The following is a 23,100-nucleotide window of genomic DNA, read 5'->3' as shown; positions in this document are numbered from 1 at the left end:
CGGAGCGCCGGGGCCGGCGGGAGGTGAGGGGGCGAGGACGAGGATGCGGAGATCCGCCGGTTTGGCGGGGCCGTGATCCGGTGGTAGCGCCGGTCAGGGTGACCGGCGGCGTCCGGGCGAGGCCGCAGCGATCGGCGGCTGGCTCCGGGGCATCGGGGCCGGCCCTCGCGCGCCCTCCCGGGCGGCGGCGGCCTGAGCCACTGAGGTGGGAGCGGGCCGAGGAGGACGTGAGGGGGACCGGCTGACAGCGGCGGCCAGCCGGTTGCTCCGGGCGGCGAGTTCACGGCCGAGGCTGTCGTTGACGAGGTGCAGCTCCTCGCCGAGGTCAGCGACTCGGTCCGCCAGGGTCTCCAACTCGGCCCCGTACTGACGCGCGTCGTGGTTCCGGCACCAGTCCGCGGCGGTGCTGAGCAGCTCGTGGAGCTGGTCGACCGCGCCGAAGCTGCTGCTGACGAGTTGGCCGAACAGGCTCGGGAACTCCGACTCGTCGGCGGCAGCCAGACGGCGGCTGGCGCGGTCGAGGCCCGGCGAAGACGCCTGCACCGGAGAAGAGGACGGGCGGTAGAGCGGCGAAGCGTTGTCGGGGAGATGGGCCGGATCGCTCGCCAGCTCGCCGGGCCTGCGACGGCTCCCCTCGTACACCCAGTAGCTCGGGTTGTTCATGATGGTGAAGTCCCTGCTCAAGGTCGGTTGGCGGTTGGAATCGTTGCCTCCGGTGCCGCATAGGGCGCGGACGGTCAGCGGATGCGGCGCGCTGCCGGTGCGGTGGCCGGGGCGGCGGGGACCGCCTCGGCCCCGGCACCATGGCGTCCGCCGGTGCTGCGAGCGAGGGCGGCACTGGCCCTCAACTCGGTTGATTTGATGGGAAGTTAGCCTATGCGCTCATGCGGAAGTCGGTGTCGTAGAGACGGCGCTCGCGCTGGTGGAGGAGGTGCTGCACGATGAAGCTGAGGCCCGCCACCTTCCACAGGCCACGCCCGCGGGGCAGAGCGGCGATGGCCTGGGCTTCGACGCCGGTGAGGCCGAGCAGGACCATGGACGCCGCGATCTGGTCCGGCTCCTGCCGGTAGATGATCCGGGTGCTGCAGTCCGCGAGGAGGCCCTCGGCCAGGACCCGGCCGCGCGATCCGGCGTCCCCCGCGGAGAGAAGGTCGGAAAGCCGGTGCAGGATCAGCAGGTTGGCGATGCCGAGGCCGCGCGACAGCTTCCACTGCTGCTGCATGCGCTCCAAGAGGCCGACATGCCGCATGATCCGCCACGCCTCGTCGTAGATCACCCAGCGCCTCCCGGCGTCGGGGTCGGCGAGTGCGGACTCCATCCACGCGCTCGCACACGTCATGGCCAACACCAAGGCCGTGTCGTCGCCGCTGGAGCCCAGGCGCGACAGGTCGATCGACAGCATCGGCGCGTCCGGGTCGAAGCTGACGGTCGACGGCGCGTCGAACATGCCGCTGAGGTCGCCGTGGACGAGGCGGCGCAGGGCGTGCGCCAGGTCGTCGACAGACCGGCCTAGGCCGCCGGCCTCGTCGCCGAGGGCGGCGTCCAGGCGCTCGGGGCGGCCGAGGGCATGGGCGATATCACCCAGCAGCGGCACGGTGTCCGCCGCCTCGGCTTCGGCGACGACCAGGTCGAGCGCAACATCGAGACCGGTGTGCTCCATCGGTAGCAGATCGCGCTTGAGCACAGTGGCCGCGAGGCTCGCCAGCAGCAGGAGGCGCCGCTTACGGACCTCACTGGTCCAGTCCTCCTCACTCACCCCGGAAGGCCGCGCCGGTGCGTCCAGCGGGTTCAACTTCCCGGGCAGGCCGGGGCCGAGCGCGATGGTCTGGCCGCCGAGGGCCTCGGCGAGAGCGGACCACTCACCCTTAGGGTCGGACGGGATGTAGATCTTGTACCCGTGGGCGATGGCCCGGGTGGCGATCGACTTGGCCAGCGCCGACTTGCCCATTCCGATCACCCCGCACAAAACTCCATTCGGGTTGGTAAAACCCTCTATTCGGCCGGAGTTGTACAGGGCGAACGGGTCGTAACAGAAGCTGCCCTCGGCGTGGAGGTCCCGGCCGATGAAGATCCCCTCGGAGCCGAGTCCGGCCTCGGCGAGGAACGGATACGCGCCGCCCGCGACGGCGGTGGTCATCCGGTGCTTGGGCAGGCGGAGCTTTCCGCCGCGTGCCGAGGCGCGTCCGGGCCGGCCGGAGACGGGGTAGGTGGCCTGGAGCTCGGGGTCGACGCCCTCGAACTCCTTTCGCTCTGAGGGGGCTTCGGCGAGGCGGGCCTTGGTGCGGGCCTCGGCGAACTCGGCCCGTGCGGCACGCTGCTGGGCGCGGGAGGTCTTGCGGGGGACGAACAGGGGGCTAGCGGTGGCGCGGTTCCTGGGCATGATCACGGATTCCGGAGTCAGTGGCGGACGAGGCCGGTGAAGGGCGAGTGCAGATCGGCGGGGGTGGTCCGGCGGCGGACCAGCTGGGCGGCCTCCTGGTGGCGGCGGCAGATGCTCAGCTCCGGGGCGCCTTCGGGTCGGCGGGCCCGGCAGGCTTCGGCGTCGGGGACCTCGCCGCTGCCCGGCCGGGGAGAGGAGTGGTAGGCGGCGTGGAGGTGCTCGGCGGCCTGCCACAGGCGGGTGCGGGTGGCCTTGAGGTGGTCGCCCTCGACCGGCAGCAGCGGGGAGGCGCGCTGGGCATGCGCGTCGAGGAGGCCGTGCAACGCGACCAGGTGCTCGTGGAGGGAGTCCAGCTCGGCCCGTGAAGCGACGAGCGGGCCTGCGGGGACGTTCAGCGCGCGATGGAAGTCGATCGCGGCGGTCGCGTACGGGACGAAGTCCTGCGCGTTGGCGGTGGTGGCCGGCATCGGGGTGTTCTTTCGGCGAAGGGGGGCCGGCATCAGGCGGCGAGGGCGAACGGCAGGGCGGAGGCGGTGAACGCCTCGGCCTGCTGCCAGGTGAGCGGGCGCAGGTCGAGCTGGGCACCGACGGCGGCCGTCTCGACCACCGCGCACGCGGAGCGCAACTGCTCCTCGGTGTCGGCCGAGACGGTCAGCAGGCCGGTCAGGGCGACATCGGCGTGGCCGGCGATCAGCTGCCGCTCGCGGGCCTGGATGTCCTGGTACTCGACCGAGTCGGCCTCGGAGGCGACCTGGCCCTTGCGGGCGCGCTCGGCCGAGTCAGCGATCACGCTGGCCTTCTTGCGCTGGACGTCGCGCATCGCGGCGTCGAGGTCCTTCGGCTCGTAGGCGAGGGAGACGGTGCGGCGCACGCCGGGGGCGAACATCACCTGGTGCAGGAACCCGGGGCTGGTCTCCGTCCGGGGCCAGTTCTCCACCCAGTAGGTGGTGTGGTGGGCGGAGTCGGTCGAGATGTGGTCGGCCTTCTCCACCACGACCACCGGACCGGCTGCTGCCGGGTCGGCCGCCGGGCGGCCGTCCTCGGACCAGCGGTCCAGTGCCGCAAGGGCCTTGGGGTCGTAGGCGGTGCGGGCGACGGCGGCGATCTCGGTGGCGGACAGCCAGCCGTTCGGGTTGAGCCCGGCGGTCCGGGCGGACTGCTCGAACGCCGAGGTCAGCTGCGCGAGGACGCTGAAGCCTCCCATCAGGCCGCCGCCGGCCTGGTTGATCAGCCGCCGGGCGGCCTTGAAGTCCAGCGCGATGGCGACGTAGGACTCGTGGGGGGCGGCGGCCGGGCCCGCGCCGCGGATCAGCTCGTCGTAGAGGGCGCCGGCCAGCGGGGCGTTGGGCTTGCCGTGCTCCTCCCAGTACCGGCGCAGAGCGTCACCGGAGTCGGGGACGGTCCGCTCGATCACCTGGATGCGGGCGACGTGGCCGGTGCGGGCCAACGCGGCCAGAGAGCGGCCCCAGCCGTTGACGTTGGCGTTCTGGGTGCCGGGGTCGAGGAGGGCATACGCGCGGCTGCTGACCTTCACGACGGCGGTGAGCGTTCCGGCGTGCGGGTCGTGGACGGCGCCGTAGCGGCGGTCCGGGGCGGTGAGTACGCGCAGGCTGGCCGCGCTGCCGGGCAGGTGCAGCAGTCCTTCGCGTACCGGCCGACGGGAGGGCCGGGCGAGCCAGATCAGCTGGCCCCGGAAGCGGCGGAGCGCGTAGCGGACGGCGATCGGTGCCCAGTCGGCCAGGGTGCGGCCCCGGTAGCGGATGAGGACGAATGCGGCGACTCCGGCCCACAGGGGTATGAGCTGAAGCGCGCCGACGACGCCGCGCGTGACGAGGACGGCGAGCAGGAGCAGGCCGGTGGCCGAGACGGTGATCAGCTGCGAGGCGCTGAGGCCGAGGAGGATTCCACGGCGGCTGCGGTGCGGGAACTTGACCGACGCGGGAGCGTCGGGCTTCGGGATTGAGGACATCGAGGTTCCAGAGGGGTGAGCGTGCGGGCGGAGGGCGGGGGCGCGGCGCTCTTCTGGACGTCATGGCTGGACTCCTTGGGCAGTGGGGAATGGGCGGTGGGGCCGGGGCGGGCCGCAGGCGGCGGCCCGCCCCGGGGTGGGGTCTGGTCAGGAGCCGGACGCGGGCGGCTGGTTCGGGTAGATGAACCGGACCGGATCGGGCGCAGACGTCCCGGGCGAAGGCGGTCCGGCCGCCGATGGGCCTTCCGGAGCCGGAGCCGGAGCCGGGGCTGACGGCGAAGGCGCGGCTGGGGCCGAGGGTGCGGGCGAACCCGTGCTCGGCGGGGCGACGGCGCCGGCGGTGAAGAAGCCCCCGCTGCCCGGAGTGGCCGAGGCTGCCTGCTCTCCGCCGCCTTCGGCCTGCGGCTGTCCGCCGCCGCCCTCGGAGGACGGGCGGGTGACCAGGGCAGGGATGCCGGGCCGGGTGACCAGGGCTCGTCCGCGGTCGCCGGGCGCGCTCGGGTCCTCGCCGAAGCGGAAGGTCGACGGCTGCTGCGCGGGACCGGCGTCGATGCCCTCCTTGCTGATGCGCCCGGTCGGGTCGATGCCACCGGCACCGCCCCCGTCCACGCCGGGTACCTGGCTCGGCCCCTGCGGCATGGGGGTTCCGGTGCCCATCTGCATCGCGAGGCTGCCCGCGGTCTTCGCCGCTCCTGCCGCGACGGCCATCCCGGCGACGCCGGTGCGGTGGAGGTCGTCGTGGCCGCCGCCGTCGGTTGCCCAGTGGACGAACTTGTAGACCGCATACGGGCAGAGCAAGACCAGCACCATGATCACGATTCCGGCCATGGCGTCGGACAACGCGCCGAGGCCGTCCTTGGCGTCCGTCTTGCCGATCGCCGAGACGCCGACGAGGAAGACCACGGTCATCAGGAGTTTGCTGACCACCAGGGTGGCGGTCGCCTCGATCCAGCCGCGACGCCAGCGCTTGGCCACCTCCCAGCCGCCGCCGGCCCCGGCGAACGCCGCGAGTGCGACGAGGACCAGGACGCCGACCTTGCGGGCGACCATGACGCCCCAGTAGAGGAACGCGCCGATCGCGCAGCCGACCGCGACGAGCGAGGGGATTGCCCACCCGAGGGGGAACATGGCCCCCAGTTCGCTGACCTTGACCAGTCGCCTGACCGCGTCGTCCACCGATGTGTTCGCGGCTTTGAACAGGCCGGCGGACAGTGCGTCGACCGTGGTGACGGCCACGGCGGTGAAGCTGATCGCGCAGAAGGAGAACAGGACACCGGTCATGGTGCCCCAGGCGGCCTGGGCGAGGGCGCGCTCGTCCCGCCGCCAGGCGGCCAGGATCAGCTGGGCGCAGAACGTGCCGACCGTGAGGATCAGGCCGATCGGCAGGATGAGCTGGTAGTTGTCCCTGAACCACGGGGCGCTCAGGTCGATGGCGGTGGTCTGGTCGACGGCCCGAGCGGCGAGGTCGGTGGCGCTGGCCGCCAACTCGCCCATGCTCTTGGCGATCCACGCGCCGATGCCGTCGGTGATGGACTTGCCGGGGTTGGAGACGAAGCTGACCGCATCGACTGCGGAGCAGACTTGGCTCATCAGGGGTATGTCGCAGACGCCCACGAAGGGCACCTCCTTCGGGGTGTCAGGGCGCGACGGACGGCATCACGCCGACCAGAGCGCAGGGACGGTCGGGGCGGCACTGCACGGCGAGGGTGGCCGAGCGGTCCTCGGCACCGCCCTGGGGCGAGCCGTTCCAGGCGATGGACTGCTTGCCGGAGACGGTGACGGCGTAGACGTACGCCTGGGTGATCGCCCCCGGGTCGGCCTGCAGCGCGCGGGTGAAGCCGTCGGGGAAGTGCGCCTCGGCCACGGTCGCGGTGGCGAACTGGCCGGAGTCGGCCATCCGCCCCCACAGCATCGGCGAGGGCACCTGGCGCTCGACCGACTCGGCGTCGACGTACCGACCCTCGGTCGTCAGCCACCGGTGCAGGGCGGCCACCAGCTCGGGCTGGGAGTAGGCCCGGGTGTCGTACGACCACAGGGCCACCGCCGCCGATTTCGCGAACGTGATCGGGTCACGGGTGTCCGGCGCTGTGGGCAGTGCTGCCGACCGCCCGCTCGGCTGGGCCGGCGGCGAAGCCGGGGCAGTGGCCGTGGCGGGCGAAGTCGGATGTGCAGCAGTGCGGTTGGAAGGCTCCCGGTTGTCGCGGGTGAGGTAGGAGAACAGGCCGGCCAGGGTGACGAGCGCCACCAGGACCACGGTGCCCAGCAGCGCCCGGCGGCGCACGAGGGCGCCGCCGGACTTCCCGCTGCGGGACACAGAGGAGAGGGAACGTTTCTGCATGATCACTTGACCTGGCTGCCCAGCGCGGAGAAGAAGGCGACCACGCCATTGGCCGCGCCGAGCAGGAGTGCGGCACCGGCGCTGACGAGTACGCCCTTCTTGCCGTTGGCCTCGGCCTGGTGGCCGCCCGAGTGGTGGCCCCAGGCCCACACGCCCGCGCTGACCGCGAGGGCGCCGACCACCGCGATGATGCCGAACAGGTTCAGCGAGCCCATCACCTGCTTGAGTACGGACAGGCCGGGCAGGCCGCCCTCGTTAGGCTGGATGCCCGGGTCGAAGGCGAGGTGGGTGACCGCGTCGGCGAGGAACATGAGGAACTCCAGGGGAATCCGGGCACGCCAAGGCGCACCGCAGAGAAGAGGGGAAGGAGAAGAGGGGGGAGGAGAAGCGCCGGTCAGACGATCCGGCGGGCCGCGAGAATCTGAGGCGACCACTCGGCCAGGGGCGAGACCTTGACCACGTCACCGGTCTTGGGGGCCTGCACGACCAGGCCGCCGCCGATGAACATCCCGACGTGTTCCGGCACGGCGGCCGTCCCTCGGGTGAACAGCAGGTCGCCCGGCTTCAGAGCGCCGGCGGAGACGGCCGTGCCCTCGCTGACCTGCGTGTAGGTCGTCCGGGTCAGGGTGATCCCGGCCGCCTTGTAGGCCATCTGCATGAGCGACGAGCAGTCGCACCGGCCCATCGGGTCGGTGCCGTGGGAGTCGGTGCAGGTGCCGCCCCACTGGTACGGAGTGCCGAGCTGGCCTAGCGCCCAGCGGATGGCGGTCTGCACCTGGGGCGGTGCGTCGGCCGGGATCGTGTAGCCCGCCGGGAGGGTGCCGGGCGGGATCGTCCCGAAGTTGCTGCCGTCGCCGCCTGCGGTCGAGCAACCGCTGCCCGCCGGAGGGGTGGTGGGAGACGGGGTGGTCGGCGACGGGCTTGCGGTCGCGGGCGGTGACGGGGTTGAGCCGGTCCCGGGGTTGGCCAGCAGCGGTGCGATGGCCTGTTGGAGCGCTGTCGCCAACGGCTCCCACTTGGCGTAGGCGTCCGGGAAGCCGCTCCGCTGCACCGCCTGGGCGGCCTGGGTGATCGTCATCGACTGCCAGCCGGAGACCTGCTGGAGACCCTCGTAGAACTTCGTCGAGGCGTACACCGGCTGCATGATCTGCTCCGGCGTGCCCCAGCCCTGCGACGGCCGCTGCTGGAAGAGGCCCAGGCTGTCGCGGTCGCCGTAGTTGAGGTTGCGCAGACCGCTCTCCTGGAGTGCGGTCGCCAGCGCGACGACCTGCCCGCGGACAGGGATGTGCATCGCGATACCGGTGGCTTGGATGGCCTGGGCGTTGGGGATCTGCTCGGCTGGCTTGTCCAGCCCGGCGACGCCTGGAGCGCTGAGCGGGCTCGATCCGTTGAGGATCGCCTTCACCTGCTGGGCGACGGCGGCTGTATCCACAGGCTGTGAATCACCCCCGGGGACACAGGTGGCGGAGGCGCTCCCGGCGGCGGCGACCACGATCGGCAGGGCCAGGACCAGCGGGCCGACCGCGACGAGGCTGACGAGGCTTCCCGCGGTCTTCCTCATCGTCGCCGCCGCTCTGCGAAGCGGACAGCGGCCGGAAGCGGTGGATCAAGGCAGGGCTGTGCCAGGGCATGCTGCATCGCAGCGGCTCCTCGGGGTTCGTAGGAGACGCGGTGCCGGCCTCTCGTGCAAAGAAGTCGCCGGCACCGCGCCGGTAGTGAATCCGCCGCTTAGGGCGGGCCCGGGTCAGTGGAGTTGGTAGCTCTCGGACGCCGGTCTCGGGTCATGCGCGGCAGCCAGCCGCGCTCGTAATCTCAGCCGGAACACGAGGTCTCCTCGAAGAGTGCGAAGGGGAGTGCAGACCCGCAGGGTGCCCCACTGGACGGGACAACACGGATCAACACGAGCCGTCCCGGGCCGAGTTGGCCTCTTGCCCGGTTGGCATGGCGAGACAGTAGACCCGAAGTCCGGCCGGACCAAACAGGGCCTTCACCAGCCACGACGCCCCTCGCACCGCCGTTAGGTCCGGCCGGGAATCGCGGCTACCGTCCCGGTCATCCCCGCTCCCGGCGGCAGCCGCCGGGCGCCGCCGGGAGCGGGTCCACCCTGCCCTGAGAGAGGCCACCATGAGCAACTTCACCCTGCACCGAGGCGACGCCCTGACCGTCCTCAAGTCCCTGCCCGACGAGAGCGTGAACGCGGTCATCACCGACCCGCCGTACAACTCGGGCGGCCGGACCAGCTCCGAGCGCACCAGCCGCGACGCCCGCGCCAAGTACGTGACGTCCAACTCCGCCCACGACCTCAAGACCTTCCCCGGCGAGAACCGCGACCAGCGCTCCTACCGCTCCTGGCTGACCGAGCTGCTGACCGAGGCGTACCGGGCGAGCACCGAGCACGCGGTCGCCGTGGTCTTCAGCGACTGGCGGCAGGAGCCGACGACGAGCGACGCGCTGCAGATGGCCGGGTGGACGTGGCAGGGAACCATCCCGTGGATCAAGCCCGCCAGCCGACCGAGGAAGGGAGGCTTCAAGCAGTCCGCAGAGTTCATCAGCTGGGGCGTCAAGGGCACCCTCGACAACAGCCGGGCGATCTACCTTCCCGGCCACTTCATCGCAAGCCAGCCCCGCAAGGACCGGGTCCACATCACCCAGAAGCCGGTGGAGATCATGCAGCAGCTCGTCCAGATCTGCCCCGAAGGCGGTGTCGTGCTCGACCCGTTCACCGGCAGCGGCTCGACTGGCGTCGCCGCGCTGCGAGAAGGCCGGCGCTTCGTCGGCGTCGAACTCTCCCCGCACTACGCCGAGGTCGCCGAGCAGCGGCTGCGAGCGGAGCTGACGCAGGACGACTTCGTCCTCGCCGGCCCGGAGGCGTGATCGTGAGAGCCTTGAGCAGGCCGCACCGACGGGGCCGCAGACGGGAAAGGGCGGCCGGAGCACAAAGCTCCAGCCGCCCTCACCGTTTCGTCAGGAAGCCTGAACCGCCTGCTCGATCAGCGGTCCCGCCCTCTTGAGGTCGTCCGCCGAGGTGATCCGCACCTCCAGGTCCCCGGTGCCCAGGTGGCCGATCCCGCGCATATCGCGCGTGAAGCCCTCCTCCAGCTCTACCGTGTCCGGGTCCAGCCGCAGGTACACCAGGATCACCCGGTGCGAAACCGAAGGCCGGAAGATCACGCTCGCCACATTCTGCAGCCGTCGGTATGCGATGTAGTGCTTGAGGACGACGGTCTCCACCTCGCCCGACGCGGTGAGCACCTCGTCCAGCTCGCGGTACAGATCCTGGAGACACTCCGGCACGTCGCCGACCACCGGCAGCTCGGCCGCTCCGTTGGCAGCCGTCGACACCGAAGGCGTGGTCGATCTACGCACGGCTGCCTGGCTGACGGCAGCGGAGACCGGCTCGACCAGCTGGAGGCTCAGCAGCCCGCCGTCGAAGATCCGGTAGCGGACCAGCTCGATCGGCCACTGCCGACCCAGGTCACCAACGGCCACCCGGTCGTGGTGCGAGAACCCGGCCGCGATACACAGCGCCCTGGGAGCACGCCAGTCGATGGCCTCGGCCGCCTCGGACCCTAGCTTCTCCCTGACCAGGGCCTCGAACTCGTGGTGGCTGCTCTTCAGCCAGGTGAGGTAGGAGACGGCCTGCGAGATGACTCCGCTGTCGTTGCCCTTCTTGAACTCGATCACGACCGGCACGCCGTTCTCGTCCAGGCCGAGCGAGTCCACCCGGCCCCGGTGCCACGGACCGGTCGGGTACTCCGACGCGAGGAACCGGATTCCGAGCATCGCCTCCATGCTGGCCTCCACCCGGCGCTGCAACTGCACCTCCAGCGCCACCGTCGAGCTGCGCAGCTCCACGTCCTGGCCGTCCGCCCCGAGCCGGAACACCTTCAGATCAGCCACCCACGCCCCCTTCTACGGCTGTACGGAGTAACCAATCCTGAAGAGGAGCGACGTATTCCTCCTCACTCCTGTTCCCCCGACTCGGGACCCGAAAAGGTGGTGACCCACCCGGCCGCCAAGGCCGGAGCCCCGGATCGGCGGCCGGGAGCCTGCCGGACGGCAGGTTCTCGTGACCGGACCCCGATGTCGGCCGATGCCTGCCATCATCTCGGTATGACGAGCCTCGTGAACATGATCACCGTGGCACCCGGGAGGCCGTTCCGGGCGGAGCAGGAGTGGGCGGTGTTCATGAGCCGCCGAGGAACGAGCGCACGCGGAGACGGGTGGGTCGAGCGGCACCGGGACGGCTTCCATACCTACGCGCGTCGTCGCGGGGTTAGTGGCCATGAGCGTGCCGTCGGGACGAGCCCGACTTTGGAGGGTGCGGCCGAGCAGATCGCCCAGCACCTGTACCCCCAAGTCGGTGCCTGGCAGATTCTGATGTTGACCGATGATGGTGCCGCACCCAGGGTTTGAGCAAACTGCGGGCTCGCTTTGGCCTGACCTTCGCATAGGAGCGGCTCCGCCCCGGCGCCGACGACACCCGCGTCGCCGACAACGGGGACGTTGCAGGACAGCTCATCAAGCTGGCGGTGTAGCTCGCCCGACGGCCAACAGCGAAGCCAACGTTGCGCAGCTGGAGCACCTGGCCGTGAGCATCAAGTAGGCGCTCACCACCGGGGTGCCGGCGACCTTCGCGGGCGAGGAGCAGGCGGTCGGCCTGCTCCTCGCCCGCCTCGCTGGCTCCCATGGGCAGCGTCCGCCGTACAGCTGCTGGTCAGCCGACTGTACGGGCGTTCGTAGATCGTCGCCTCGCCGCAAGCCCTTGCTGCCCAATTGAGGACCACGCAATTCGCAAAGCCGCCGAACTCCCGCTAATTCAGGAGGCGTTGGTCGCCGCGCTCGCCGGGATGGATGCCAGGGAAGCATCAATCGCATCGGCAATGCCAGCGATGCAGGTCTGCACCGGGCTCTCGGAGTCGTCCAGGGCAGTCGGTGGAGGCGGCGCGGTCCTGTAGAGCGTGCGAGCCGGAATCTTGGCGAGGACGGGGGTGCCGAGTTCAGCGAGTTCGGCTTCGGCAAGTCGCGTGAACTCGTCCGTTGCCAAACCCGAGTGGCCCTCAAGGTCGAGCACGACAAGGCCGGCCATCGGGAACCTGGAGACGGCGGAGCCGTGGAAGGTCCGCTCGTGCCATCGGAGCGCGGAGGTGCTCGGGTCGAGCTGCCTTGTGACCGGTGGACCAACCCGCCTGGGAACGAGCAGGGTTCGCTCGAAGGGCTTGGCCTCGGTCACCAGCACGTGGGCGTCGGCCGGCCTGAAGATGCGCTCCCAGCGATCGTCCTTGACGAGGAGGACCCGGTCGAACCGGTTCTTCGCTTCGGCGACAAGTACTTCCAGCTGGTCGTCCTCAACGTCGACTTCAAGCCCGAACAGCTGCCCGTCGCCGTGGTCGAGACGGAGCCTGGCCCACGATGGCGACGCAGGCGACAATCCGACGGGCGGCCATACCGGGCGCGAGAAGTCGAAACTCGGATCGTCGCCGACTGCATGGAGCACGCCAACGCTCCTGCCCTCGCAAGCCCAGCGCGCACCGACCTGGATGGCGAGATCGTGCAGGAAACTCGATGACCCGGAACCGGACAGCGCGGCGATCTGAACGGCGACCCCCATACCCCGAGACTGGGCAGACCGGGATGAGGGAGTGGTCCCGGGCCGCTCGCCGAGTACGGCGAACGAACGCCCCGGCTCTCCCGAGCCGTCTGCCCGGGTGCCGTGGGTGGTCGTGACGATCACCATTCCCCGGTCGGCTTTGAGCCGGTCGGTAACGAGTCGCATCACACAAAGTGACTGGTCGCAGGCGTGATCGGACAGCCGAAGCCCGGGACCCACGACCTGGTCCTGCAGAATCTCCAGCAGCCGGTCGTCATGCAGGGGCACTTTGCGGCTGACGGTTCGGGAGACGGTCCAGTCCTGCCCGTGCTCAGCCAGGCTGCAGGTAACCGAGACGTGGAGATGTCCAGCCAGCCGATCCCAAATCCGGGGGCGTCGGAGAACCCGACTGGCGAGGCGTCCCGAAGCGCTGTGCCTCTGAAAGAACGTCGGGGTGGTGCTTGTCTTGCGGCGCTCGGGCTTCACCGGGCCGAAGTCCGCCAACGCCTCCGGCGTCCACAGAGGCTTCACGCGCGCCTCGACGCACTGGGCTTCGTGCCGTTCCAGAACAGCTGGCGGGTGAACTCCATCGCTCCCACGGAGCACGACCACGGCATCGCCCTCCTGGCGCCACCTGTCACGCGCCGCCGGGATGGTCAGCTCCACACCGCGGTCGACGTGCTGCGCCAATAGCCCTCGGAGCCCGCGGACGACACCTCTCCGATCGGCATGCGGAAGCTGAACGAGAACACCCTCGATCACCGACTCATCCTCGACCCGCAACTCCAGCCGGCCGTGCTCGCCGATCGCGGCCCGCACTCCGAAGGGCGCACCGCCCCGGTGGTTGGCGAATCCGATCCCCTCCAGCACCACCGACTCCAGCAGCGCTTGGACGCCCGGGGCTTCCTCGATCAGCCGGTTGAATTTCTCCATCCGGCCCACAGCGGCGCGAGAGCGGGTGAGGGACTCACCAGTGATTTCTCCACGCGCGGTGGCCAGGAAGTCGTCGTACTGCATCGCTAGCTCCAAAGGACCTGCCCGACCAGGTGTTCAGAGAGCGTCGAGGTGCGAGGTACTTATAGAGGTAGCCCAGCCGCCATGCTCACCAGCAACGTTCAGGGATTCCGCGTCGGCACCCACAGAGGTCGGGTAGGGCCCCGCGTCTGGCACCTAGCCAGGCACCGACAAGCAAAGCACATGGGTGGCAGGCGATGAGGTGACCCGCGCCGCCTTTCACTCGATAGGAGTATGGTCCCGGGTGGCGCTTCTGCGTACTGCGGGCAGCCTTGACGACTACCTGACGCCTGGTGCGGTGCCCGCACGCGTTCCGCCGAAGCGGTGCGGCAGCCTGGCCATCGCGGCTATGGCCAGGCAGGGCGCGATGGTCCTGTCTGTTGTGGAGTTCCGACAAGCCCCCACTGACTGTCCATCGGTGCCTCGGGGAGCTGTCCCGGTGGACAGCCGGTGGACGGACGCCTTTGGACGGTGCAACATGGGGTATCACAGGCCAACCTGCCGCACATGCTCTGATCAGGCAAGATGTCACGAGACGGCACGGGGCGGCACCACGCAACACGATCCCTGTTGGTCTCGTAATGCGTAGGTCATGGGTTCGAATCCCATAGGCGGCTCTGTGAAAGCCCCGGGACTCACTCGCCGTGACCTGGGGCTTTTGCCTTTCCGGGGCTCGGGCGTGGGGGTCGGGTGGGGGCTCTGGGCAGGCTTCGGGGGTGTGGTCCGGTGACCGGTCGGACCGTCGGTGCGGGTGGCTAACGTGATCACGTGAGTTCATCCCTGAGTGTGTTTCTCCTCGACCCCAAGGCCGCGCGCGCCCTGGTCGGCTCCCGTGACGACCAGCTGCTGCAGGCGGTCCAGGCCGGCTTCGGCGACGACCTGGCGTCGGACGACAGCTGGTTCTCGTCCGAGATCGCGGACGGCGCCCCCACGGCGTACGAGGCGCTGCGGACGGTGGTGTACGGCGGGCCCTACCCGGAGGACCGGCGGTACGCCTTCCAGTACGGGTACGCCTACAAGCGGCTGTGCTCGCTGACCGGGTCCTTCCTCGACAACTCCTCCTTCAGCCCGTTCCGGGGCGACTGGCTGGAGACGGTCGACGAGGGGCTGCGGGCGCTGCGGATCACCGCCGTCTCGGTGGCGGAGCTCGGCCGCTACGGCGGCATGCCCGACGGCGTGCCCTGCTACGACCTGCCGCGCTGCGGGGAGTGGACGTACGAGCAGTGCCTGGAGGCGCTGGAGCAGTTCGAGCAGACCAAGCGGGACAACCACGCCCCGCCGCTGGAGCCCGAGGTGGTCGAGGCCGTCATGGACGTCCTCGGGTGGCTGCGCAGGGTGCAGGAGCGCCCGGGATTCGGGGTGGTGGGGTTCGTTTCCTAGGCCCCGGCCGGTCGCAGCGGGCGGGGCGGCGGGGGGCCGTTGCTAGGATCACCGCATGTCGGACAGGGATTACCGGGGCGAATCGCGGCACGGGCGGGGCGGGGCGTCGGCGGCGTCGAAGGCACCTGCCAGGACCGGCTCGGCCGGCCGGGTTTCGAGCCGCAACGCACAGTTCCAGACGTGGCAGGCACTGCTGACCAACCGGAACAAGCGGCAGCGGCTCGGCCAGTTCCTCATCCACGGCGTCCGGCCCGTCACGCTCGCCGTCGAGTACGGCTGGCCGGTGCAGCAGCTGCTCTACCCGGCGGGTCAGCAGCGGCTGTCCTCCTGGGCGCAGCGGCTCCTGGAGGAGAGCGGGATCCCGGCGACCGCGGTCGATCCGGAGCTGCTGGCCGAGCTTGGCGAGCGGGAGTCCACGGCACCGGAGCTGATCGCCGTCGGCAGCCTGCCGCGTGACGACCTGGACCGCCTGGCGCCGGGGCCCGACTTCCTCGGGGTCGCCTTCGACCGGCCGACCAACCCCGGCAACATCGGCACCCTGGTCCGCTCGGCGGACGCGTTCGGGGCGGCGGGCCTGATCGTCACCGGCCATGCCGCCGACGTGTACGACCCCAAGTGCGTGCGGGCCAGTACGGGTTCGTTGTTCCGGCTGCCGGTGGTCCGCAGCCAGTCGCCCGGCGAGGTGCTGGAGTGGGTGGAGGCGCAGCGTGAGCGCGGGGTGCCCGTCAAGATCGTCGGCACCGACGAGCACGGCGACACCTCGGTCGCCGACTGCGACCTGACCGGGCCCGTCCTGCTGGTCGTCGGCAACGAGACCGTGGGCATGAGCACCCGGTGGCGCGAGCTCTGCGACGAGGTGGTGTCCATCCCGATCGGTGGTGCGGCCAGCTCGCTCAACGCGGCCTCGGCCGGGACGCTGATGCTCTACGAGGCCGCTCGCCAGCGCGGGTTCCCTGCCGTGTAGCCGGGAGTGGTCGGGCCAGGCCCGGCCTCTAGGATTGATCCATGAGTTACCGGCACGTGCTCGCCAAGGCCGACTACACGGACTACTCCAGCGGCTCGGTGCTGCACTCCGCGCCCGGGTTCCCGGCCTTTCCCGTCCGGCTCGCCTCGGAGGTGTTCCTGCGCGCCCTGGCGCTGCGCGGCGACGGGTCCCCCGCGGTGCTCTGGGACCCGTGCTGCGGCAGCGGCCACCTGCTGTCGGTGCTCGGGCTGCTGCACCGCCCGGCGATCGGGTCGGTGCTGGCCACCGACCTCGCCGACGAGGCGCTGGCCCTCGCCGAGGAGAACCTCGCCCTGCTCGACCCGGACGCGCTCGCGCGCCGGGCGCAGGTGCTGGAGGAGCGGGCCGAGCGCTTCGGCAAGCCGTCCTACCTGGAGGCCGCGGAGGCCGCCCGCCGACTGGCCGGCGGCCTCGCCCGGGACGGCGGCCGGCTCCCGGCGGAGGTCCGCCGGGCGAACGCCTTCGATCGGGAGGACCTGGCGGAGGCCGTCGAGGGGCGGGCTCCGGACATCGTCATCACCGACGTCCCGTACGGGGAGCAGACCGGCTGGCTCGGTGTCGAGGGGGAGGCCGGCGTACCGGAGATGCTCGCCGCCGTGGCCTCGGTGCTGCCCCCGCACGCGGTGCTCGCGGTGACCACGCGAGGCCGCAAGGTGCCGCTCGGCGGGGTGCGTGCCGCGGAGTCCTTCAAGATCGGCACCCGGGCGGTGGCCCTGGTGCCCGCGGGCCGCTTCACGGGCAGCCGGTCGGGCTGAGTCGGTCGGGCTGAGCTGGTAGCGCTGAGCAGATCGGGCCGAGTCGGTCGGGGCGGACCAATGGGGGGTGGACGCCCCGGGTAGGGGGTCGCCGGAGGCGGCGGGTGCGGGGGACGCGCGCCGCCTCCGGCGGGTCAGACGGCCTGGCGCTGCGGAGCGGCGCCGGCGGTTGCGGGGATCGGAACGGGGGCGGCCGACGGTGCGGAGGCGGTGTCGGCCAGGTCGGTGGCGTTCTGCAGGAGTTCCAGCGGCAGGTGGCGGCGGCCGTTGATCTGCAGCTTGCGGTAGACCCGGGTGAGGTGCTGCTCGACGGTGCTCGGGGTGATGAACAGGCGCATCCCGATCTCCCGGTTGGTGTAGCCGAGGGCGGCCTGGGCGGCCACCCGCAGTTCGGCGTCACTGAGGCCGGAGAGGCGGTCGTCGAGCGTGTGGTGCGGTTCGGCGAGGACGGCCGGCTCGGGCTCCGCGGAGCGCTCGGCCCCGCAGTCCAGCAGACCGGCGCAGAGCGAGGGCACCTGGCAGGAGTCGGCCTCCTCGTAGGCGCGCTGCGCCATCCGCCGGGCCCGGCCCGATTCGCCCAGCGCGTGGTACGCGTTGGAGAGGTCCGCCATGGCCCGGGCGGTCTCCAGACGATCCCCGGACGCGCGTAGCTGACCGACAGCATCGCGCAGAAGGGGCACCTTCTGACTCCCCTCACTGCTCGCCGCCAGGATCCGCAGGGAGATGCCGCGCAGCCGGGTGCCGACCGCGCCGGGGCGGCTGAGCTGCTCGTTCACCAGGTCGCGGGCCTTGGCCCGGTCGCCCAGCTTCAGGTGGACCTGCGCCAGGTCGCCGCGCCAGGGCGCGATGGCCGGGATGTCGATGCCCCACTCGCGCATCAGGTTGCCGCACTTCTGGAAGTCGCTGAAGGCGGCGAGCACCCGGTTGGTCTCCAGGTAGAGGTGACCGCGGGCCTGCAGGTAGCGCAGCCCGAAGACCGTCTCGAACATGCTGCCCGGCGAGGTGTGCTGGAGCAGCGCGTCCGCCTCGTCGTAGTCGCCCATCGCGGTCGCGGCCATCACCAGGGTGGAGATCGAGTAGCCGATCAGCAGTCCCCAGCTCTGGGCGGTGGCCTGGTCGAGCGCGGCCCGCGCATAGGTACGGGCGAGGGCCGGCTTGCCGCGGCGCAGCGCGAGGTCGGCCCGGACGCTGCCGAGCAGCGCCTGCCAGGCGGGGGCCCGGCGGCGGACGGCCTCCGCCATCAGGCTGTCGCACCAGGACGCGGCGCACTCCAGTTCGTCCGCGTAGGTGAGCGACAGCAGGGTGGTGGCGAGCACGCCCAGCGAGGTCTCGCTCAGCCGTGAGCTGCTGAGCAGGTGCCAGGAGCTCTCGACCAGGTCGTCGCGCCGCCACTCGTGCAGGGTGGTGGAGAGCAGCGAGGCGGCCCTGGTCCACGGGTCGGCGTCCGGCGAGCCGGCCCGGCGGACCGTCAGGTCGTCCGGATGGTTGGGCCGGATCCGGCGCGGGCCGTAGATCCACTGGTAGGTGAGGTCCAGCTCGGCCGTGGCCTGCGGGTCCGGGCGGGAGGACCCGCCGTGCAGGCAGGCCAGCGCCTTGACGGCCTGGTCGTGGCTGCCCTGCCAGAGCAGGTTGCGCACCACGATCGCGGTGTCGCGGTCGCTGAGCTCGCCGTCGGACAGCGCGTCCTGAAGCGGTGTCAGGCGGATCGCGGCGGACGGGTTGGTGCGCCAGCGGGCCATCGCGAGCTCCGCGGTGACGGAGATCCGCTGCGGCTCGTCGGTGCAGTGCCGCAGCGCCAGGACCAGGCACTGGGTGGCCAGCCGGGCGTCGTCCTCCACGACCAGCGCCTCGCGGGCGACCTCGCGCAGCAGGCCGATGGCCCACGGGCCGGGCACGTCGTCGACGGCGATCAGGTGGTGGGCCACGTCGATCGCGGCCGTCCCGTGCTCGTAGAGCAACTCCGCTGCGCGGGTGCGCAGTTCGGAGGCCTCGTCGGGCGGGAGGTTCTTCAGCACCAGGGCCGCCACGGCGGGGTGGCGGAACTGGCCGTCCTCCAGCAGGCCGGCCTCGGCGAGCACCTTGAGGCCGCGGGTGACGCTGTCCGGCGGCGAGCCGAGCAGCCGTCCGATGAGGTACGGGGAGGCGTGGACGCCGAGCACGGCGACGCCGCGCGCGATGTCGACCAGCCCGAGCTCCCAGCGGTGCAGGCAGGTGAGGACGGCCTGTTCGAAGGCCACCCCGACCACCGGGAGTGCGCTGCCGTTCTCGCCGGCCGCCGAGTTGTCGTCGATCAGGGCGCTGACCAGCATGGGGTTTCCAGCGGTCAGACGGTGGTAGGTACCGGCCATCCGGGCTGCCACCCGGGGGCCGAGCGTCTTGGCGATGTAGCGGCCCACGCCGCCCTCGGAGAGCGAGTCCAGCATGATCCGCTGGTGCGGCATCCGGGTCAGTTCCACCCGAAGGGACATCGGGGTGGTGAAGGACTCGGTCCACTCGGTGAGGACCAGCAGCGTGCGGGTCGAGCGCATCCGCAGCCGCAGGTACAGCAGTGCCCGCAGCGAGGCCTGGTCGACGAAGTGCAGGTCCTCGATGGCGAGGACGACCGGGCGGTGCTCCGCCAGCTTCAGCAGGGCGTCGCAGACCTCCTGGATGATGCCGGTCTCGTGGCGCGGGGTGCGGTCGGCGAAGGGCGAGGGCTCCCCGGCGGTGCGGCCGGCCGCAGTCTCGGCGACGCTGCGCAGGATCTCCGGCGGCAGCGGCGCGTTGTGGACGAGCTGGCTGAGCACCCCCAGCCGCACGGACCGTTCCGAGTACGAACCCGTGGCGGCGAGCAGCAGCGCCTCGGAGTCCGCCACGTGCTCGCAGAAGGCGTGCAGGAGTTCCGACCTACCGCTGGCCAGCGACCCGCTGACCACGACCGTTCTGCCGCGTCTGTCCTCGCATTCCGAGAAGATCTCCCTCAGGGCGACCAGAGCGTCGCTCATTTCAACCAGCGCCATTGTATGAATCCCCCATGATTTAAACGGCAGCCAGCGTTGCTATGTCAGCGCATTTCCTCGAGAAGTAACCTGTAGTCCAAGCGGCGGTCGCCTGTCGGCAGGGCCGCCCCGGTTGTGACCTTATGTCCCGGTCCCCGTGGCCAAAGTGAAGCCGCCGCAAAGAGTTCCAGAATAATCCAACCCCACCTCCTCCCGGGCGCCTTCGCCCCGGCCGCCCCGACGTGCGCAAGCACGGCTGACGGGGTGTCACAGGGTGTCGAGCGGACTGTAGAGGATTTCCATACGCTACGGGAGCGTATCTAAGGGCCGAGGGTGCCCGTATGTGAGCTGCATCACACTTTCCGGCGTTTCGGCCAATCCGGAACGGCCCTCCGGGCGGTGGCGAAGGCTCCGTTTCGGCAGGCCCGCAGGGGGTCCAGGCCCTGGAAGCAGGCGGTATGCGGGCCTCCACCCCCTACTCGGGGGGTGTGCCACCCCTGGCTCGGTAGGCCTGAGTTAAGCGGCCGGATCCACGCCCTCTGGTCACTCGGGGCGTGGTGTGCATGCGGCCGAAATCGACCCCGCACCCCGCCTTCGCTGGGGTGACCCGCTGGTACGGGGGGTCGGTCGGGCCCGTTCCGACGGCTGTTCCGGACGTGTCCGGAAACCGGTACTCCGGTTTATCGGAATCCTTACGCGCTAAGTAAGGACCCGCCACCCCCCTACCCGCCGGTCGGAGCGCGTCCGGAAAGACAGGGGAGGCTCAGGGGGATCGGAACCCCCAACGAGGCGGTGCCCATGGCGCAGACTTTCACCGCGGCAGTGCCGTGGCGCGGTCCGGAGCGGCACGGGGAGATCGTCTAGCGCAGCAAGCGGGGGCCCTGAAGCGCTCAGGCCGGAACGCACGGGGGCCTACCCCGGCATGCGCCCATGCGGGTACGAGGTGGGGTTGAATTGGATGCGCTGAATCGCTTCGAGACAAAGAAGACGTTCCTGTGGACCCGCCTGGAATGGCTGGTCGGGCTCGGGGTCGCCGTCTTCCTGGCACTGACACACCTGGGCGACATCCGCTGGCCGGTGTTCATCGGGCTGTTCGTGGTGATCGACCTCATCGGGTACATCCCCGGGGCGATCGCCTTCAAGAGGTCCGCCGACGGGGACATCCCCAAGGGCTACCACGTCGCGTACAACGTCATGCACAGCCTGCTGACCTCGATGGCCATCGCCGGTCTCTGGGCCTGGCTGGTGAAGCCGGAGTGGGCGCTGCTGGCGCTGCCCATCCACCTGTTCGGCGACCGCGGCATCTTCGGGAACTCCCTCAAGCCGCTGAACACCTCCTTCGAGCCCGTACGGCACCCGGCCTTCGTCGAGTTCGAGGCCGCGTACGAGCGGCAGGGCGGCGCCCCGGGGCAGGCCGGCCCGACCCAGGTGAGGAGCGCCGCCGATGCTGTCAGCCACTCCCGCGCTTGAGGACGTCCGGGACGCGCTCGAGCGCTACGGGGACAACCCCAGCGCCTTCCTGGCCCTGAACCAGCGGACCGAGTACTTCCGGGCCGAGGGCATCGACGGTGTGGTCTCCTACCGGACCGCCGGGCGCTACCTGATCCAGTTCGCCGGCCCGTTCGCCGCGGACGGGGACCGGGCCGCCCTGCTGACCGCCTTCCGGGCGCACGCCCGGAAGGCCCGCAAGCGGGTCATCGCCGTCCAACTGCAGAGCACCGACGCCGAGTTGTACGCCGGAAACGGCTTCACGGTGAACCAGATCGGCGCCTCCTACGCCATCGACCTGGCCCAGTTCACGCTGCGCGGCTCCAAGTTCGTCCGGCTGCGCAACAAGATCTCGCGGGCCAAGCGCAGCGGACTGGTCGTCGAGGAGGCCGATCCGCTGGCCGTCGACGACGAGCTGACCGAGCTCGACCGGGACTGGCTGCGCGGCAAGGGCCGGTTCGCCAAGGAGCTGGCCTTCCTGATCGGCGAGCGCACCGGGGCCGTCGCGCCGCTGCGCCGGCTGTTCGTCGGCCGGATCGAGGGCGAGGTGATCGGCTACATCTCCTACTCGCCGGTCTACGGCACCCGTCCGGGCTGGCTGCACGACCTGACCCGGCGCCGCAGGGAGGCCCCGCCCGGGGTGATGGAGGCGATCAACGCGCACGCCATCGAGACCCTCGGCAAGGCCGGCGCCGAATGGCTGCACCTGGGCTTCACCCCGTTCACCGGGCTGGACCAGGAGCACGAGGCGCCCGGCGCCAGCCCGATGGTCGTCAAGATCGTCCGCTTCCTGGCGGAGCACGGGGAGAAGGTCTACCCCTCGCAGACCCAGGTCGCCTACAAGGAGAAGTGGGCCCCGCACGCCCTGCTCCCCGAGTACATCGCCTTCGAGGGCAAGCCGAGCATCGGGGCGATCCTGCGCCTGATGCGCCTGGCCAACGCCATCTAGCCGGCGGCCCGTCCAGCCGGCTGACCAGCAGTCACGGAGCGCCCGGTCGTCCCGACCGAGCGCCCGGCACGAAACGCCCAGCACCGAGAGCACCGGACAGCACCGAGAGGTAGACGACATGGGATTCCTGGACCGCGAGCGGGCCGCACTGGAGGCGCTGCTGCCAGGGTTCGACGCCGAACTGGCGAGCCTGCCGCTCAGCGAGCTGGAGGCGCCGGGCAACCCCGGTATCAAGCTGTTCAAGGAGCTCGGAGGCGCCGGGCTGCTGATCCCCGCCCAGCACGGCGGCAAGGGCGCGGACGCGCTCACCGCCGTCCGGGTGCAGCGGGCGATCGGCTCGCGCTCGCCGTCGCTGGCGGTGGCCACCACCATGCACCACTTCTCGCTCGCCAGCCTGGTGGTGCTGAGCCAGACCGGCAACGGCTTCGAGTGGATGCTGCTCACCGGCATCGTCGACGGCAAGCTGCTGCTGGCCTCCGGCTTCGCCGAGGGGCAGCCGGGCGGCAGCATCCTGAAGCCCAGCATGACCGCCAAGGTCACCGAGGCCGGCCTGGTGGTCAGCGGCGCCAAGCGCCCGTGCAGCCTGGCGCAGTCGATGGACCTGCTCACCGCGAGCGTCATGGTGCCCCGCGAGGACGGCAAGGGCGACCAGCTGGCCGTCGTGCTGATCCCGGCCACCGACCCGGGCCTGACCACGGCGCCGTTCTGGGGCAGCTTCGCGCTGGCCGGCGCGGAGAGCGACCAGGTCACCGTCACCGACGCGCTCGTCCCGAACGACCTGGTGGTGCGCACCGACGTGCCCGAGGGCGAGGTCCTGGACGACATCCAGACCACCGGCTTCGTCTGGTTCGAACTGCTGATGACCGCCAGCTACCTGGGCGCCGCCAGCGCCCTGGTCGAGCGGCTGCTGGCCAGCGAGAAGGTCCCCGAGATCGAGCGGATCCGGCTGGTCACCGACCTGGAGGCGGCGATGGCCGCCGTCGAGAACGTCGCCCGGCAGACCGGTGCCGAGCGCTGCGACCAGAGCCTGCTGGTCGACTCGCTGCACGTCCGGTACGCCGCCCAGGACGCCATCGCACGGGTCGTGCCCCGGGCCGTGGAACTGCTCGGCGGCCTGAACTTCATGAGCTCCGACGACATCGGCTACCTGACGGCCGCGGTCAACGGGCTGGGACTGCACCCGCCGGCGCGCGGCAAGATGGCCGGCCCGCTGATCGGGTTCCTGGCCGGCCGCCCGCTGGAAATCGTCTAGAACG

The 23,100-nt window shown here is 71.0% G+C and carries 19 protein-coding genes; 8 read left to right on the top strand and 11 right to left on the bottom strand.

Annotation, left to right across the window (positions count from 1 at the left end; translation table 11 throughout):
* Positions 1 to 93: 93 nt before the first annotated feature.
* From ACIGZJ_RS33370 to ACIGZJ_RS33335, 8 genes are all read right to left on the bottom strand, one after another.
* Positions 94 to 663 (bottom strand): hypothetical protein, encoded by a 570-nt coding sequence (locus tag ACIGZJ_RS33370; RefSeq protein ID WP_396460791.1) that lies wholly within the window; start codon positions 661 to 663, stop codon positions 94 to 96.
* 211 nt (positions 664 to 874) lie between these two features.
* The gene (locus ACIGZJ_RS33365) at positions 875 to 2,380 is read right to left on the bottom strand and encodes an ATP-binding protein (RefSeq protein ID WP_396460790.1); all 1,506 of its coding nucleotides are present in this window, start codon (positions 2,378 to 2,380) and stop codon (positions 875 to 877) included.
* Between the two features lie 17 nt (positions 2,381 to 2,397).
* Positions 2,398 to 2,847, bottom strand: coding sequence for a DUF6238 family protein (locus ACIGZJ_RS33360; protein ID WP_396460789.1), 450 nt, complete (start codon positions 2,845 to 2,847; stop codon positions 2,398 to 2,400).
* Positions 2,848 to 2,879: 32 nt separating this feature from the next.
* A complete protein-coding gene (locus tag ACIGZJ_RS33355) occupies positions 2,880 to 4,349 on the bottom strand; it encodes an SCO6880 family protein (protein ID WP_396460788.1) in 1,470 nt (489 codons plus the stop codon).
* 147 nt (positions 4,350 to 4,496) lie between these two features.
* Entirely contained in the window at positions 4,497 to 5,939 is a 1,443-nt protein-coding gene (locus ACIGZJ_RS33350) for an ATP-binding protein (protein WP_396460787.1), read from the bottom strand.
* A 46-nt stretch (positions 5,940 to 5,985) separates the two neighbouring features.
* Positions 5,986 to 6,687: a hypothetical protein gene (locus ACIGZJ_RS33345; protein ID WP_396460786.1), complete on the bottom strand. Its 702-nt coding sequence runs from the start codon at positions 6,685 to 6,687 to the stop codon at positions 5,986 to 5,988.
* A 2-nt stretch (positions 6,688 to 6,689) separates the two neighbouring features.
* Positions 6,690 to 6,998, bottom strand: coding sequence for a DUF6112 family protein (locus ACIGZJ_RS33340; RefSeq protein WP_396460785.1), 309 nt, complete (start codon positions 6,996 to 6,998; stop codon positions 6,690 to 6,692).
* An 83-nt stretch (positions 6,999 to 7,081) separates the two neighbouring features.
* Positions 7,082 to 8,248, bottom strand: a complete 1,167-nt coding sequence (locus tag ACIGZJ_RS33335) for a C40 family peptidase (RefSeq protein WP_396460784.1) — start codon at positions 8,246 to 8,248, stop codon at positions 7,082 to 7,084.
* 563 nt (positions 8,249 to 8,811) lie between these two features.
* Between ACIGZJ_RS33335 and ACIGZJ_RS33330 the strand changes: the two genes are divergently transcribed.
* Positions 8,812 to 9,561: a DNA-methyltransferase gene (locus tag ACIGZJ_RS33330; RefSeq protein ID WP_396460783.1), complete on the top strand. Its 750-nt coding sequence runs from the start codon at positions 8,812 to 8,814 to the stop codon at positions 9,559 to 9,561.
* Positions 9,562 to 9,651: 90 nt separating this feature from the next.
* On the opposite strand, the gene ACIGZJ_RS33325 is transcribed toward ACIGZJ_RS33330, so the two are convergent.
* Positions 9,652 to 10,587 (bottom strand): hypothetical protein, encoded by a 936-nt coding sequence (locus ACIGZJ_RS33325; protein ID WP_396460782.1) that lies wholly within the window; start codon positions 10,585 to 10,587, stop codon positions 9,652 to 9,654.
* Positions 10,588 to 10,800: 213 nt separating this feature from the next.
* On the opposite strand from ACIGZJ_RS33325, the gene ACIGZJ_RS33320 reads away from it, so the two are divergent.
* Positions 10,801 to 11,103, top strand: a complete 303-nt coding sequence (locus ACIGZJ_RS33320) for a hypothetical protein (protein ID WP_396460781.1) — start codon at positions 10,801 to 10,803, stop codon at positions 11,101 to 11,103.
* A gap of 403 nt (positions 11,104 to 11,506) precedes the next feature.
* On the opposite strand, the gene ACIGZJ_RS33315 is transcribed toward ACIGZJ_RS33320, so the two are convergent.
* Complete coding sequence (locus ACIGZJ_RS33315) at positions 11,507 to 13,294, bottom strand: hypothetical protein (RefSeq protein WP_396460780.1); 1,788 nt, start codon at positions 13,292 to 13,294, stop codon at positions 11,507 to 11,509.
* A gap of 765 nt (positions 13,295 to 14,059) precedes the next feature.
* Here ACIGZJ_RS33315 and ACIGZJ_RS33310 point away from each other — a divergent pair.
* The 3 genes from ACIGZJ_RS33310 to ACIGZJ_RS33300 are packed head-to-tail and all read left to right on the top strand — an operon-like array spanning position 14,060 to position 16,429.
* The gene (locus ACIGZJ_RS33310) at positions 14,060 to 14,671 is read left to right on the top strand and encodes a hypothetical protein (protein ID WP_392930892.1); all 612 of its coding nucleotides are present in this window, start codon (positions 14,060 to 14,062) and stop codon (positions 14,669 to 14,671) included.
* 55 nt (positions 14,672 to 14,726) lie between these two features.
* Entirely contained in the window at positions 14,727 to 15,635 is a 909-nt protein-coding gene (locus ACIGZJ_RS33305; protein WP_396460779.1) for a TrmH family RNA methyltransferase, read from the top strand.
* 41 nt (positions 15,636 to 15,676) lie between these two features.
* On the top strand, positions 15,677 to 16,429 hold the full coding sequence (locus ACIGZJ_RS33300; protein ID WP_396460778.1) for an rRNA methyltransferase: 753 nt from the start codon (positions 15,677 to 15,679) through the stop codon (positions 16,427 to 16,429).
* A 134-nt stretch (positions 16,430 to 16,563) separates the two neighbouring features.
* Here ACIGZJ_RS33300 and ACIGZJ_RS33295 read toward each other — a convergent pair whose 3' ends face one another.
* Positions 16,564 to 19,413 (bottom strand): LuxR C-terminal-related transcriptional regulator, encoded by a 2,850-nt coding sequence (locus ACIGZJ_RS33295; protein WP_396460777.1) that lies wholly within the window; start codon positions 19,411 to 19,413, stop codon positions 16,564 to 16,566.
* A gap of 948 nt (positions 19,414 to 20,361) precedes the next feature.
* Here ACIGZJ_RS33295 and ACIGZJ_RS33290 point away from each other — a divergent pair.
* The 3 genes from ACIGZJ_RS33290 to ACIGZJ_RS33280 all read left to right on the top strand — a co-directional run bounded on the left by ACIGZJ_RS33290 (position 20,362) and on the right by ACIGZJ_RS33280 (position 23,096).
* Positions 20,362 to 20,877, top strand: a complete 516-nt coding sequence (locus ACIGZJ_RS33290) for a hypothetical protein (RefSeq protein ID WP_396460776.1) — start codon at positions 20,362 to 20,364, stop codon at positions 20,875 to 20,877.
* Entirely contained in the window at positions 20,852 to 21,844 is a 993-nt protein-coding gene (locus tag ACIGZJ_RS33285; RefSeq protein ID WP_396460775.1) for a bifunctional lysylphosphatidylglycerol flippase/synthetase MprF, read from the top strand. Before ACIGZJ_RS33290 ends, ACIGZJ_RS33285 begins: the two co-directional genes overlap by 26 nt.
* Positions 21,845 to 21,962: 118 nt before the next feature.
* Complete coding sequence (locus ACIGZJ_RS33280; protein ID WP_392930979.1) at positions 21,963 to 23,096, top strand: acyl-CoA dehydrogenase family protein; 1,134 nt, start codon at positions 21,963 to 21,965, stop codon at positions 23,094 to 23,096.
* Positions 23,097 to 23,100: the final 4 nt, after the last annotated feature.

It is taken from the genome of Kitasatospora sp. NPDC052868, from assembly GCF_044547105.1.
GTDB lineage: Bacteria > Actinomycetota > Actinomycetes > Streptomycetales > Streptomycetaceae > Kitasatospora.
Note: the sequence above shows the minus strand (reverse complement) of the source record. Positions and strands in the feature narration are given on the sequence as shown.

Coding starts and splice junctions, on each gene's coding strand:
- ACIGZJ_RS33370 (WP_396460791.1), bottom strand. CDS start 663: ATGAACAACCCGAGCTACTGGGTGTACGAGGGGAGCCGTCGCAGGCCC.
- ACIGZJ_RS33365 (WP_396460790.1), bottom strand. CDS start 2,380: ATGCCCAGGAACCGCGCCACCGCTAGCCCCCTGTTCGTCCCCCGCAAG.
- ACIGZJ_RS33360 (WP_396460789.1), bottom strand. CDS start 2,847: ATGCCGGCCACCACCGCCAACGCGCAGGACTTCGTCCCGTACGCGACC.
- ACIGZJ_RS33355 (WP_396460788.1), bottom strand. CDS start 4,349: ATGTCCTCAATCCCGAAGCCCGACGCTCCCGCGTCGGTCAAGTTCCCG.
- ACIGZJ_RS33350 (WP_396460787.1), bottom strand. CDS start 5,939: ATGAGCCAAGTCTGCTCCGCAGTCGATGCGGTCAGCTTCGTCTCCAAC.
- ACIGZJ_RS33345 (WP_396460786.1), bottom strand. CDS start 6,687: ATGCAGAAACGTTCCCTCTCCTCTGTGTCCCGCAGCGGGAAGTCCGGC.
- ACIGZJ_RS33340 (WP_396460785.1), bottom strand. CDS start 6,998: ATGTTCCTCGCCGACGCGGTCACCCACCTCGCCTTCGACCCGGGCATC.
- ACIGZJ_RS33335 (WP_396460784.1), bottom strand. CDS start 8,248: ATGAGGAAGACCGCGGGAAGCCTCGTCAGCCTCGTCGCGGTCGGCCCG.
- ACIGZJ_RS33330 (WP_396460783.1), top strand. CDS start 8,812: ATGAGCAACTTCACCCTGCACCGAGGCGACGCCCTGACCGTCCTCAAG.
- ACIGZJ_RS33320 (WP_396460781.1), top strand. CDS start 10,801: ATGACGAGCCTCGTGAACATGATCACCGTGGCACCCGGGAGGCCGTTC.
- ACIGZJ_RS33315 (WP_396460780.1), bottom strand. CDS start 13,294: ATGCAGTACGACGACTTCCTGGCCACCGCGCGTGGAGAAATCACTGGT.
- ACIGZJ_RS33305 (WP_396460779.1), top strand. CDS start 14,727: ATGTCGGACAGGGATTACCGGGGCGAATCGCGGCACGGGCGGGGCGGG.
- ACIGZJ_RS33300 (WP_396460778.1), top strand. CDS start 15,677: ATGAGTTACCGGCACGTGCTCGCCAAGGCCGACTACACGGACTACTCC.
- ACIGZJ_RS33295 (WP_396460777.1), bottom strand. CDS start 19,413: ATGAGCGACGCTCTGGTCGCCCTGAGGGAGATCTTCTCGGAATGCGAG.
- ACIGZJ_RS33285 (WP_396460775.1), top strand. CDS start 20,852: ATGCTGTCAGCCACTCCCGCGCTTGAGGACGTCCGGGACGCGCTCGAG.
- ACIGZJ_RS33280 (WP_392930979.1), top strand. CDS start 21,963: ATGGGATTCCTGGACCGCGAGCGGGCCGCACTGGAGGCGCTGCTGCCA.